The following is an 11394-nucleotide window of genomic DNA, read 5'->3' as shown; positions in this document are numbered from 1 at the left end:
AGGGGGGACCCTGTGGGAGAGTAGGACGCCGCCGAACAATCATTCACAGAGAACCCCCATCCGGGAAACCGGATGGGGGTTCTCTGCATTTCCGGGGCATTGGGTCCCCCCAGCCTGCCGCATCCGCTGCCGGGGCGGTCCGGCAGGATGGCCGCCATGCCCACGACGCCGGAGTACACCCAGCTGTCGCTCGCCCAGCGGCTGACCGAACACGCCCGCACCGCCTGGCCGCAACTGACGGACCTGCACATCCGCCATCGCGGGCAGTTCGCCTACGTGGAAGGCGAACTGCCCGACGGCGAACGGGTCAAGCTGATGCGCCTGCGCTACAGCGGTACCGCCAGCCGATGGGGCTTCGCCCTCTACTACGCCGGCAGCGACCGCCACGAAGACCCCCTGCTACCCACCGGCGGCTTCGCCGGCACCCCCGAGGACGCCCTCGACTGCGCCTGCCAGCTCCACCTCGCCGCCCCCGCTACGAGTGTGGCGAGCCGAAGCGAACCGATCGACTGGCAGGCACTGGCCCACAGTATCGGCGCTGGTCCGGAATCCAGCGGTGACCGCATCGCTCGGCGGGCCATCGCCTTTCTGCTGGGTGATGAGGCGATTCGTGGGGCGGTGGATTGGTACGTCGAAGGTCTCCCGGCCTCCGAGCACGCGCGTTCGGTCTTGTGGCTGCTGCAGCCCGACGCTGCTCGATCTCGCTGCCTGGAGATCTATCGCACCGACCCGGATCCGGAACGTCGGCACCTCGCGGTCGAGTTGCTGCGCGTCGTCGCCACGGCTGATGACCTCCCGTTGGTCGGTGAGTTCCTCGTTGACGCTGATCCGGCCATCCAGATCTGGGGTATCGGCGTCCTCGACCAGCTTCTGTTCCGCGGCCAGGTCGACGCCGACGACGCGGAGCCCTTTCTGCAGGCCGCGGAGCATCACCCGAACCCCCAGGTCCGCGAAAAGCACACCTACCTTCGCGATTTCCTGGCATCCCAGGGGTGTCGCGACTGAATACTGGCGCAGTCCTGGCAGGTTCTCCTGATGATCGGCGGTGTGCCGGTCGAGCCTCACCAGCAGATCGTCCACATCCGGCACGCATCTCACCGGCCGCAGGGTCAACCCCCGAAGGACTTGGAGCGTCGACGCTGGAGCTGGCCGGAATGCCCGGGCCGCCGCGCTCGCCGATCTGAAGAGAGCACTGGAGCAGCCACCCATGGACAACAACGCCTTCGTCTACACGACGTACATCAACACCACACCTGAGCGGCTCTGGCAGGCGCTCACCGACCCCGCCTTCACCGAGCGCTACTGGGGCGTGCGCTTTGAGACCGACTGGGTCGAGGGCTCACCTGTCGTCTGGGCCGAGCGCGGCGCACGGACCGTCGACCCGGAGCAGGTCGTACTCGTCCACGAGCCGTACCGGCGGCTCTCCTACACCTGGCACACCTTCACTCCGCAGTGGGCCCAGACGGCCGGTGCCGGCGAGGAACTGCGCGCCGAACTGGCCGCGGAACGCCGGTCGAAGGTCACTTTCGAGCTGGTGCCGCACGGCAACCAGGTGAAGCTGACCGTCACCCACGACGACTTCGGCCCCGGAGGGACCCTGCGCTCGATGTGCAGCCAGGGCTGGCCTGCCATCCTCTCCAGCCTCAAGACACTGCTGGAGACGGGCGAAGCCCTGCCCAGCGCCGGGCAGCCGGTCCACGAAGGCTGACCGCCGACGGACTCGGCCGCACCACCGCGCACGCAGCGCAGCCGTTCGGATGGGCGTCGCGGTTCGGACGGGCGTCACGGCGACGCCCATCCGAACCGGCCGCTGCACTGGTCAGCGTCGGCGGCCGAGCAGTTCGGCGGTCTCGGCGCGCCGGTTCCAGGCGATGACGGCCAGCGGCACCATGAAGATGAACGGGGTCCCGGCGTTCTCGCCGTGCATCGCGGTGAGCTGGGTGACGAACGCGAACACCAGGAAGACGATCAGCGCCGTGGCTGCCGGCCCGGCCAGCCGGCGGACCAGCAGCCCGACCGCTCCGGCCAGTTCCACCAGCCCGGTCAGGTACATGAACCAGTGGCCCACACCCATGGCGTCGAAGACGGTCGTGGCGGCGGGGACTGCGAGCAGCTTGGGCAGCGCGCTGGCCACGGCGAAGAAGAGCGCCAGCAGGATCCGCAGCGTCCAGACCACCCGGACCACGGCCTTGCCGGACTTCGTGGCGACGGCGGTAGCGGCGGTGGGGTTGGTAGCGGCGGTAGCAGTGGCGGTGGCGGTGCTGGACATCTCAGGTCTCCCCGGTCGGCTGTCGTTGCTTTCCCAGGTATGACCGCCGCCACCGCCCGAACTCATCGGTCCCGGGAGAGAAAGTTTTCCGACAACCTGGCCCCAGCCCCAGCCCCAGCCCCAGCCCCAGCGCCGACAGCTCGCCGACGGCCTGCCGTCCGCGGACCAGCCCTTCGGCTGCTGCGGTGCGCGGGTGCTGGTGCCCGGTGGTGGTCACCGGTGAGGACGAGCAGCGGCCGACCGATCGTCGGTCGGGGTGCGGGCGGACACAGGACGGTACTCGTGGTCGATCTCGACTGGACGGACAGGACGCCGCTGGACGCCCGGGGTGCGCGGCTGGGAGCGGCCGGGGAGCACCCCGGTCTCGCGGACGGCGCCTACGTGCGGCGGAGAGCCGAACCGTCACATCTTCCCGTCTCATGGCGATTGCGATAGACCGGAGCCGTCCCACGTCTGCAAGGAAGGCGACACCGATGACCCTGAGCGAGAGCCCCGTCGTGACCATCGAGTCGGGCAGCGTCCGAGGCACCGTCGAGGACGGCGTCGCCGCGTTCCGCGGCATCCCCTACGCTGCTTCGCCCGTGGGCGAGCGGCGCTTCGCCGCCCCCGTGCCGCACCCCGCCTGGTCGGGCGTCCGGGACGCCGACCGCCCGGGCCCGTCCGTCCCACAGAGCCCCTCCCGGCTCGAAGCCGTCATGGGGCCACGCACCCCCGACTGGGACGAGGACGGTTGCCTCACGCTGAACGTGTGGACCCCTCGTCCGCCTGCGGACGGGTCCGCCCCGGGTGCCCTGCCCGTCCTGGTGTGGTTCCACGGCGGCGGGTTCACCAGCGGGTCCGGAGGCTGGGACTGGTACGACGGCCGGCACCTGGCCGCCGCCGGCCGGGCCGTCGTCGTCACCGCCAACTACCGCCTCGGCCCGCTCGGCTACCTCTACCTGCCGGACCTCGGCATCGAGAACCTCGGCGTGCAGGACCAGGCCGCCGTCCTCGCCTGGGTGCGGCGCAACATCGCGGCCTTCGGCGGCGACCCCGGCAGCCTCACCGTCGGCGGCCAGTCCGCCGGGGCGTTCTCCGCCCTCTACCTCGCCGTCTCCCCGACCACCGGCCCGCTCGTCAACCGGGTCATCGCCCAGAGCGGTCCCTTCGGGCTCGCCCCGCAGGACCCCGAGGAGGCGAGCGACCACGCGCGGCGCTTCCTCGGCTTCCTCGGCATCCTCGGCCCGGGCGGCACCCGGGACCGGGGTGCCGCGCTGCGCGCCGTCCCGGCCGACCGGCTCCTGGCCGCCTACCAGCAGCTCTCCCGGGAGGCCGCCCGCCCGGGCAACGTCGCCCCGCCCATGTACCCCGTCCTCGGCGCCTCCGGGATCCCCGCGACGTGGCAGCAGGCGCTGGTCGACGGACGCCTCGACGGCAAAGGCCTGCTGACCGGCACCACCAGGAACGAGATGGCATCCTTCTTCGCCCTCGCCCCCCGCATCCGGGAGATCACCGCCGACCGGGCCCGCTCGATCGCGGCCGGCCAGGCCGACGGCGGCGACGAGCGGTATGACCGCATCGCGGCCCGGCGGCCGAACGCGACCCCGGCCGACATCCTCACCGAGTTCGAGACCGGGCTCGTCTTCCGTGACGACACCCTCGCCATCGCCGACCGCCACGCCGCGGCCGGAAACCCGACCTACGTCTACCGGTTCGACCACGTCCCGGTGCCCGACCCCGCAGGCCTGGGCGCCGCGCACTGCGTCGAACTCCCCTTCTTCTTCGACACCTTCGACGCCTACCCCGACAGCCCCATGCTCGGCGAGGCCACCGCCGCCGTCCGCTCGCTCGGCGGCACCTTCTCCCGCGCGATCGCCGCCTTCGTCGCCACCGGCCGTCCCGCCGCGGACCAGTGGCACCCCTACGAACCCGCCGATCCGGCGACCGTCCGGCACTTCGGCTGACACCGGCCGCGCCCGTGCCGAGGGTGGGGAACAGCCGCAGGCCGCAGGCCCTACCGCCCGGGCCCCGGCGCCGGCTGCGTTCTGTTGGACAAGGTGACGTGTTGAGTGCGGAGTGGCGAGGCGTTTGAACCGCGCATGCCCGGTCCAGGATCTTCCTGTCCCAGCCGGACCGACGCGGGCACCGTGCAGGCCCCCATCGGCGTGGTCACCGCGGCCACGCAGTAGCGGACTCCGAGCCCCACGCGGCTGACCACCCCGGCCAGTACGTGATCGCCCGAGTCGTCGTTCCAGCCGACCCCGGCCGGACGAGCCGGTCAGGCCAGGAAGTGGTCGTGCCGGCGGTAGAGTTCCGCCCATTCCGCCTCGCTCATCGGGCGCTTTTCGGCCGCGATCTCCGAGATTTCCTCGAAGAACGATTCGCGTGGCACGCCCGGCACGAAGAGCATCAGCATCGAGGCCGGCTCGTTGGACTCGTTGCGGAAGCCGTGCACAGCGCCCTCCGGCACGTGCAGGAAGTCACCCGCCTCGGCGTCGATCCATCGTTCACCGTCGTACAGGCGCATGATCCCGGACAGGACGAAGAAGGACTCGGACATGGTCCGGTGGAAATGTGGAGCAGGGCCTGTCGGCCGGGGCCCCATGTCCAATCGGTACAGGCCGAACGTCTTGTTCGCGGAGGGCGTGTCGACCAGGTAGTGGACTCTTGTGCCCCCCGCGCCGATCAACACGTCCGGCGTGGTGGCGCCGGAACGGAGCGTCGCCGTATTCTCGCCCGATTCACCCCAGTAGTGAGCCATTGGGTAGGACATGGCGGATTTCCCCTTCGAGGTGTTCGCGTGACTGGTCGGTGGTGGTCCGTCCCCTCGGTGACGAAAACGACGTGGGCCCGGCCGACTGCCGACGTTGACGGGCAGGGCGGCGGCGCTCGGCCCGGGGCGCCGAGCACGTCCGAAGCGCCCTGCGGGGCGGGCCCTGGCGGCTCCACCGGCTCTTCGCACCCCAAGATCGCCCAGGCGTCCGCAGCCCCGGCGGCCCGATGAGGGCCATGGATCCACGGTGCGCCGAGGCGGCCGTCGGCGCACCCGCAGCGGCCTGGCCCCGGCGCGACGCTGCCTGCGGAGGGTCGGCGACGAGCTACGAGTTCCGGGGGCGAACGGTGGCCGAGGCGGCTGGTCGGGGTGGTCGTCGACCTGGCTGCCCTGCCGGCGGACAGTCCCGGCGGCGGGCTCTTCGCCGCGGACGGGCCGTCGTCGCGGCGGTCACCCACGGCTCCGGGCTCTTCACCGCAGATGGGCCGTCGCCGTGGTGGTCACCCACGGCTCCGGGTCGGCGCCGTCGACCCGTTCGATCGAGGCGATCTGCCGGGACACCGCCGACTGGGTGTACCCCGGCGACTCCGCTGCCGCCGTGAAGGTCCCCTGCTCGGCCGCCGTGCGGAACACCCGCAGCGCCGTCAGTGACACATCGGTGACCAGGGCCTCGGCCGGGTCCTCACCGAGGGGCCGGCAGCCCGCATGGGAGCGGATGACCTGGTCCTGCTCCCCGGCCGCAACCGGCAACGCGTCACCGCCGCGCCGCCGCGCCGCCGCGTCACCGTCGCGCCGCCGCGTCGTCGTCCTCGCGGGTCGGCTCAGGAGCGCAGCGTCTTCATGGCGGCCGACCAGGCCTCCAGCTGTTCGAACAGCCTGGTGGCCGAGGCGTCATGGTGCTCGCCGGGTTTGAAGAGGGAGAGCTGTTCGAAGTCGGAGAACAGCGAGAAGGAAAGCTGTTGGTTGACATGGGCGAGTTGGAGCGCGCTCGCGATGCTGCGCAGGTGCTCGACGGCGCGGACGCCGCCGACGGTGCCGTAGGAGACGAAAGCGGCGGCCTTGTTGTTCCACTCCGCGTAGGCGAAGTCGAGGGCGTTCTTCAGTACGCCGGGGATCGAGTGGTTGTACTCCGGGGTGACGAAGACGTAGCCGTCGAACTCGGCGACCTTGGCGGCCCACGCCCTGGTGTGCTCGCCTTGGTACTGGCCCATGGACGGCGGCAGCGGCTCGTCCATGAAGGGCAGGGGCCAGTCGGCGAGGTCGACGGGCTCGTACTCGACGCCGGCGCGGGCTCCCGCGCGGTCGATGACCCAGTCGGCGACCGCTTTGCCGTTGCGGCCGGGGCGCGTGCTGCCGAGGATCACGGCGATCTTGAGGGTGCTCACGGTGGGCGCTCCTTCCGTGTCAGTCCTGCTGGGCAGGCTGGCGGTGGTGCGGCGGGCTCCGTCGGGCGCGGCCAGGTGCAGGTACAGGTGCAGGTGCCGACGTTCCCGCTTGAGCCTCCATGTCGGATTCTAGACCCGACGACTTGAAGGCTCAAGCGGTGGTGGAACTCAGGCCAGGCCGAGCTGGGTGGCGATGACGGAACCTTCCGCGTAGCAGTCGAAGCGCTTGATCTTTCCGCCGACCAGCTCGAACACGTCGCAGCACGGGGCGTCCATGCGCCTGCCGGTAGGCGGGACGGTGCCGGACGGCAGCTCCAGCGGGCCGAGGTGGGTGCCTTGCAAGCGTAGTTGCACGATCACCACGTCGCCGGTGACGTAGAACCGTTCGAGTTCCCGGTGCATGTCGGGGAACGCCCGCGCGTAGGTCTCGACCGTCTTGCCCAGCTGGTCCGCGCCGCGGTAGGTGAACGGGACCGACATGTCGGTGAAGGTTCCGTCCTCGGTGAACGCCGCGATCCAGCCGGCGACGTCCTGCTCCTCGGCGACCCGGTAGGCGTTGCGAATGATCTTCTCGTTCTCCAGCGACATCTCAGCTCCCTGATCCGTGCCGCGCGGAGGTGGCGCGGCGGCGCCGGGATCGACGCCCTCGTGTATTTACTTTAACCTTCAAGTCAATCTGCCGAAAGGTCGCGGCGCTTCGCTGTTGTGGTGGGTCGAGAGGCCCTGTGGCCGCAGCTATGACTTGAGTGATCAAGCCCTGGACTCAGCGCGCAGGCGAGTCGATGCGCTGGAGGATGCGTTCCGCGTCCTGCCCGAGCCTGCGCAGGCGCTCGCCGGACAGGTTGTCCACGACGAGGCGGCGGACCTGGGCGACATGTCCGGGGGCGGCCGCCTCCAGTTTGCCCATGCCGGCAGGCAGGAGGATGGCGTTGGTGAACCGTCCGTCGGCCGGATCCGGCTCCCGCCGGACGTAGCCGCGGCTCTCCAGCCGCTTCACCATGTGCGACAGGCGCGACAGCGACGTACTGGTGTGCTCGGCCAGGACACTCATGCGCAAGGTCCGCTCGGGCGCCTCGGACAGCATGGCGAGGGTCATGTACTCGACCATGCTCAGCTCGGCGTCGCGCTGGAGCTGGGCGTCGACCGCCCAGGGGAGCCGGGTGATCAGGCGGACCACCGACATCCAGGAGGCCAGCTCGGTCGGCGTGAGCCACAGGTCCGCATGCTCGTCCGGCGCCTCGGGCGTTCCCTCCTGGTTCGTCATCTTGTGAGCGTATCACTTGAACAGTCATGCCAATCGGGCCGTGCCGGACGGCACCTTCCCGCGCGTCGTCGGTCGGCGACCACGCCTTGCCGGGCCGGCCGGCGGAGCACGACCTGGGCCAAGCCCCTTCAGCTGATGAGCCCCGGCCTCCGGGCCGGTTCTCGTCGAGGAGGCTGGTCGGTTCCGCCGACGGCTCACTGCTACTGTGGCTCCAGATTCAACGGAATGCGCGAAAAATCGCTCCTGAATGGTGTTTCTGAGCGGCGCCCTCGCGGTGTTTGTTCCCTTCGCGGAACCCCAGTGCTTCCTTCGTGACCACAACGAAGGCAGAAGACTGTGCACCAGCACCGTGTCATCATCGCCGGCGCCGGACTCGGCGGCCTCACCCTCGCCCACGGGCTGCGCGCCCGCGGCTTCGACGTCGCCGTGTACGAGCGGGACCTCCACCCGGACGCGAGGCCGCAGGGCTACCGCGTCCAGCTCGACGAACCCGGGCTCGCGGGCCTGGAACGCTGCCTGCCGGAGCACCTCTTCCGGCTGGGCCTGGCGACCGCGGCCTCGCCGCCCGCCCGGGTCTCCGTCCGTGACCGCCACCTGGGCACGCTCGCGGACCGGCCCACCGCGCCCGACCCCGATCCCGCCGACGGCACCGCTCGCCCGTACCGCTCGTACGCGTTCAACCGGCCGACGCTGCGTCAGATCCTGCTCTCCGGCCTGGCGGACACCGTGCGCTACGGCGCGGAACTGCTGAGCTGGGAGAGGGAGCAGGACGGAACGGTCACCGTGCGGTTCGCCGACGGCCGCAGCGCGAGCGCCGACCTCCTGGTCGGCGCGGACGGGGTCGGATCGGCGGTACGCCGACAGCTGCTGCCGCACGCCCGGGTCGAGGACGCCGGACTGCGGCTGATCTACGGCAGGATCCCGCTGGACGCGCCGGAAACCGGGGTTGGAGAGGCGGGAGAGGCCGGAGAGTCGGAGACGGGCGCAGCGGCCGCCGCGGCCGCGGCCGCACTGCCGCCGTGGGTGTTCGACAGCATCTTCACCGTGGTGACCGGTGGGCCGGGAAGTCCGCACGTCGGCTTCGGGCCCGTGCGGTTCGCCCGCCCTCCCGGTGCCGCCGGCCCGGCACACACGCCGCCCGTCCCCCTCACCCCCGTCGGCGACTACGTCGCCTGCCTGGTGGGAGCGCCGGCGGACCACCCCGCCATGCCCTCGTTCGAAGCGCTGCGCGGTCTCGACGGCCCCGCCCTGCGCGAGCTGGCCGGACGCCTGGTGGGCGACGACTGGCACCCCGATGTGCACCGCCTCCTGGACCGCTGGGAGACCGACTCGCTGTTCCCGCTGCGCATCTCCACGGCGAGCCCCGTACCGCCGTGGGAGCCGGGCCCCGTCACCCTGCTCGGGGACGCGATCCACGCCATGAGCCCGGTGCTGGCGATGGGCGCGAACACCGCGATCCGCGACGCCGCCGAGCTGACGCGGACCCTGGCCGAGGCCGCGGCCTCCGGCGTGCCGCTCGTGGACGGCGTACGTGCCTACGAGCTCCGGATGCGGGAGTACGCCTTCTCCGTCGTGGCCGCCTCCCGGCGAACCGGCCGGCAGCGGGTCGGCCAGAGGTAGACGTTCGGGGCGGGGGTGGGGCCTGGTACTGGACTGCGGTCCACCCGTGGTGACGGATCGTCAGGAGCATCGGCTGCCGAGCCGGTCACCCGGGTGGTCGCCGGGGCAGGTCGAGGCGGACGAGGTGCCGGTCGGTGCCGCCGTCGGGCCGGTGCACGGTGCGGTAGGCGTATGGGACGGGGCTGGCGGGGAAGGTGACGATGCCTTCCTCCACGACGGGCCGCTGGTCGGCGATGGCCCGCAGCCGGGCATCGGTGTCGGCCGGCAGCTGCGGCTCGGGCGGGCGGCGGTGGCGGCCGGCCATCCTCAGCCGGTCGGTTCCGACGGGGCCGGGCGGCCCGACCGGCTGGTTTCGCTGCGCCGGGGCTGGTTCACGAGGTCCTCCTCGCGGGCCGGTCGGCGCTTTCGGCCAGCAGGGGCAGGTAGTGCTGGAGGTAGGGCGGGACCTTGAGGTCGAGCACCTCGGCCAGGGGGACCATGCGGACGGCCAGGCCCTCGTCGCCGAGCCGGAGGTCCGTCTCCGGGCCGTCCCAGGCGGCGTGCAGGACGCGGGTGAGCGGGGAGACCAGTTCGTGGTGCGGGCCGGGCAGGATCCGGAGCCCCGTGATCTCGATGCCGGCTTCCTCGCGGACCTCGCGCGCCGCGTTCTCCTGCGGGGTCTCGTCGCCCTCGCGCCAGCCGCCGATGGGGGTCCAGTAGCCCGGCCAGGCGATGCCCGGCTTGTCGTCGCGGTGGTGCATCAGCAGGCGGCCGTGCCGGTCGGTGACGAGGACCATGATTCCTTCGAACTCGTCCTCCGGGGAAGGGCGTTCCAGGTACAGCGGGGTGCCGCAGCGGTGGGCGCGCAGTACCTGGAGGAGTCGCTGGTAGCGGTCCGGTGGCATCAGGGCGTCCCAGTCGTGGGCGGTCTCGAAGCGCCACTCGGTGTGCTCGGCCGGGTCGAGCCGGATGCGGGCCTGCTGCTCCCGGGTCAGGACGCCGCCGTCGAAGACGTATCCGCACACCGGCACCGGGTACTCCGTGCCGACCTGCTCGTGGACGACCGCGACCAGGCGCCGCCGGGCGATCACCTCGGGGTTCTCCGCGGCGAGGTCGAGGCCGAGTTCCTCCTGGGCCTCGCGCAGTGCCGTGTCGAACGGGGTCTCGCCGTGTTCGACGTTGCCGCCGGGGAGGTTCCACACGGTCGGGTTGATGGTCGAGCGCATCCCGAGGACGCGGCCGTCCGGGTCGGTGACCAGGAAGCACCCGTAGACCGTGGGCCGCGCGATGGTGGTGAGGTAGCCGCCGACCGGTCGCCAGCCCGGGATCGCCAGGCGACGGGTGAGCCACCTGATCACCTCGCGCTCTCCGTCGCCGGTCTGCGGCAGCTGGTCGGGACGGGCCCATTGCTGGTCGTCGTGCTCGGCCGACAGCGTGACCGGGGTGCCGTCGGGCACGACGGTGGTGAACACGAACTGCCGTACCCGCCGGCCGTTCCGGTCGGTGAGGTCCAGGCTCCGCGCGTACTCCAGCGGCAGCCCGGCGAGCCCGGTCTGCTCGGCCAGTTCCCGGGCCGCGCCCGCCTCGATCCCCTCGCCGTCCTCCCGGCCGCCGCCCGGGTACTCCCACGGGCCGGGAAGGGGGTCGTGCGCGGCCCGGCGGATCAGCAGGATCCGGCCGGAGGCGTCGCGGAGCACCACGCCGACGCCGATCCGCTCGATGCCCTCGTGGGCGGCCAGTGCGGTCAGCACCTCGAAATCGATCACTGCGCGGACTCCTCGTTCACTCGGGCCGACGGGGCTGTTGAGCGGGGGCGACGGGACGCTCCTCCTGCCGACGCGCCGGGGCAGTCCAAACCGGCCTCAGGGAAGCTGAGTTGGGGTGGCCTTGTGGTCGGCAGGGGACAGATGATGGCGCTGTTCGAACGCGGGGTTCAAGCAGGTCATCTCCGGGCGCGCCCGGGTCGAACGGGGAGTTTTCGAGCACCGCGCCGCCGCGGCGGGTACGCCCTCCGGCCGGTCGCGAACGGCTGAGGCCGGAATCTGTAGTTGGCCCATGGAATCGATAGTTGGCCTAACAGTCCCGCTTGGCTACAGCGGGTGACTGTGACGAAGCACGCTAACTG

The 11394-nt window shown here is 71.5% G+C and carries 11 protein-coding genes and 1 pseudogene; 4 read left to right on the top strand and 8 right to left on the bottom strand.

From position 1 onward, the window contains the following. Window positions 1-156: 156 nt before the first annotated feature. Together ACIOGZ_RS41620 and ACIOGZ_RS41615 are read left to right on the top strand one after the other, a co-directional pair. Complete coding sequence (locus tag ACIOGZ_RS41620; RefSeq protein WP_400808479.1) at window positions 157-1005, top strand: HEAT repeat domain-containing protein; 849 nt, start codon at window positions 157-159, stop codon at window positions 1003-1005. 202 nt (window positions 1006-1207) lie between these two features. Beyond that, window positions 1208-1708 (top strand): SRPBCC family protein, encoded by a 501-nt coding sequence (locus ACIOGZ_RS41615; RefSeq protein ID WP_363589736.1) that lies wholly within the window; start codon window positions 1208-1210, stop codon window positions 1706-1708. Between the two features lie 111 nt (window positions 1709-1819). Here the strand turns inward: ACIOGZ_RS41615 and ACIOGZ_RS41610 are convergent, their stop codons facing one another. Beyond that, on the bottom strand, window positions 1820-2269 hold the full coding sequence (locus ACIOGZ_RS41610; RefSeq protein ID WP_363629908.1) for a DoxX family protein: 450 nt from the start codon (window positions 2267-2269) through the stop codon (window positions 1820-1822). Window positions 2270-2742: 473 nt separating this feature from the next. On the opposite strand from ACIOGZ_RS41610, the gene ACIOGZ_RS41605 reads away from it, so the two are divergent. Continuing rightward, entirely contained in the window at window positions 2743-4212 is a 1470-nt protein-coding gene (locus tag ACIOGZ_RS41605) for a carboxylesterase/lipase family protein (RefSeq protein WP_400989855.1), read from the top strand. A gap of 314 nt (window positions 4213-4526) precedes the next feature. Here ACIOGZ_RS41605 and ACIOGZ_RS41600 read toward each other — a convergent pair whose 3' ends face one another. The 5 genes and pseudogenes from ACIOGZ_RS41600 to ACIOGZ_RS41580 all read right to left on the bottom strand — a co-directional run bounded on the left by ACIOGZ_RS41600 (window position 4527) and on the right by ACIOGZ_RS41580 (window position 7670). Next, complete coding sequence (locus ACIOGZ_RS41600) at window positions 4527-5021, bottom strand: cupin domain-containing protein (protein WP_363629912.1); 495 nt, start codon at window positions 5019-5021, stop codon at window positions 4527-4529. A 516-nt stretch (window positions 5022-5537) separates the two neighbouring features. Next, a pseudogene (locus tag ACIOGZ_RS41595) lies at window positions 5538-5687 on the bottom strand (LysR family transcriptional regulator); the annotation flags it as partial. 155 nt (window positions 5688-5842) lie between these two features. Beyond that, window positions 5843-6406 carry an NADPH-dependent FMN reductase gene (locus ACIOGZ_RS41590; protein ID WP_363583289.1) on the bottom strand — a complete coding sequence of 188 codons (564 nt, stop codon included), beginning with the start codon at window positions 6404-6406 and terminating at the stop codon, window positions 5843-5845. Window positions 6407-6574: 168 nt separating this feature from the next. Further along, window positions 6575-6994 (bottom strand): nuclear transport factor 2 family protein, encoded by a 420-nt coding sequence (locus tag ACIOGZ_RS41585; protein WP_363583291.1) that lies wholly within the window; start codon window positions 6992-6994, stop codon window positions 6575-6577. A gap of 175 nt (window positions 6995-7169) precedes the next feature. Continuing rightward, a complete protein-coding gene (locus ACIOGZ_RS41580; protein WP_363583293.1) occupies window positions 7170-7670 on the bottom strand; it encodes a MarR family transcriptional regulator in 501 nt (166 codons plus the stop codon). Window positions 7671-8006: 336 nt separating this feature from the next. Here ACIOGZ_RS41580 and ACIOGZ_RS41575 point away from each other — a divergent pair, with 336 nt between their 5' ends. Beyond that, complete coding sequence (locus ACIOGZ_RS41575) at window positions 8007-9290, top strand: FAD-dependent oxidoreductase (RefSeq protein ID WP_400808467.1); 1284 nt, start codon at window positions 8007-8009, stop codon at window positions 9288-9290. Window positions 9291-9375: 85 nt separating this feature from the next. Here the strand turns inward: ACIOGZ_RS41575 and ACIOGZ_RS41570 are convergent, their stop codons facing one another. Then, a complete protein-coding gene (locus tag ACIOGZ_RS41570; RefSeq protein ID WP_400808464.1) occupies window positions 9376-9594 on the bottom strand; it encodes a hypothetical protein in 219 nt (72 codons plus the stop codon). 67 nt (window positions 9595-9661) lie between these two features. Next, entirely contained in the window at window positions 9662-11035 is a 1374-nt protein-coding gene (locus ACIOGZ_RS41565; RefSeq protein WP_363629920.1) for an NUDIX domain-containing protein, read from the bottom strand. Between the last annotated feature and the right edge of the window lie 359 nt (window positions 11036-11394).

The sequence above is a fragment of the Kitasatospora sp. NPDC088160 genome, assembly GCF_044741445.1.
Lineage (GTDB): Bacteria > Actinomycetota > Actinomycetes > Streptomycetales > Streptomycetaceae > Kitasatospora.
The sequence above is the reverse complement of the archived record's forward strand: the minus strand, read 5'-3'. Positions and strand labels throughout refer to the sequence as shown.

Coding starts and splice junctions, on each gene's coding strand:
- ACIOGZ_RS41620 (WP_400808479.1), top strand. CDS start 157: ATGCCCACGACGCCGGAGTACACCCAGCTGTCGCTCGCCCAGCGGCTG.
- ACIOGZ_RS41615 (WP_363589736.1), top strand. CDS start 1,208: ATGGACAACAACGCCTTCGTCTACACGACGTACATCAACACCACACCT.
- ACIOGZ_RS41610 (WP_363629908.1), bottom strand. CDS start 2,269: ATGTCCAGCACCGCCACCGCCACTGCTACCGCCGCTACCAACCCCACC.
- ACIOGZ_RS41605 (WP_400989855.1), top strand. CDS start 2,743: ATGACCCTGAGCGAGAGCCCCGTCGTGACCATCGAGTCGGGCAGCGTC.
- ACIOGZ_RS41600 (WP_363629912.1), bottom strand. CDS start 5,021: ATGTCCTACCCAATGGCTCACTACTGGGGTGAATCGGGCGAGAATACG.
- ACIOGZ_RS41585 (WP_363583291.1), bottom strand. CDS start 6,994: ATGTCGCTGGAGAACGAGAAGATCATTCGCAACGCCTACCGGGTCGCC.
- ACIOGZ_RS41580 (WP_363583293.1), bottom strand. CDS start 7,670: ATGACGAACCAGGAGGGAACGCCCGAGGCGCCGGACGAGCATGCGGAC.
- ACIOGZ_RS41570 (WP_400808464.1), bottom strand. CDS start 9,594: ATGGCCGGCCGCCACCGCCGCCCGCCCGAGCCGCAGCTGCCGGCCGAC.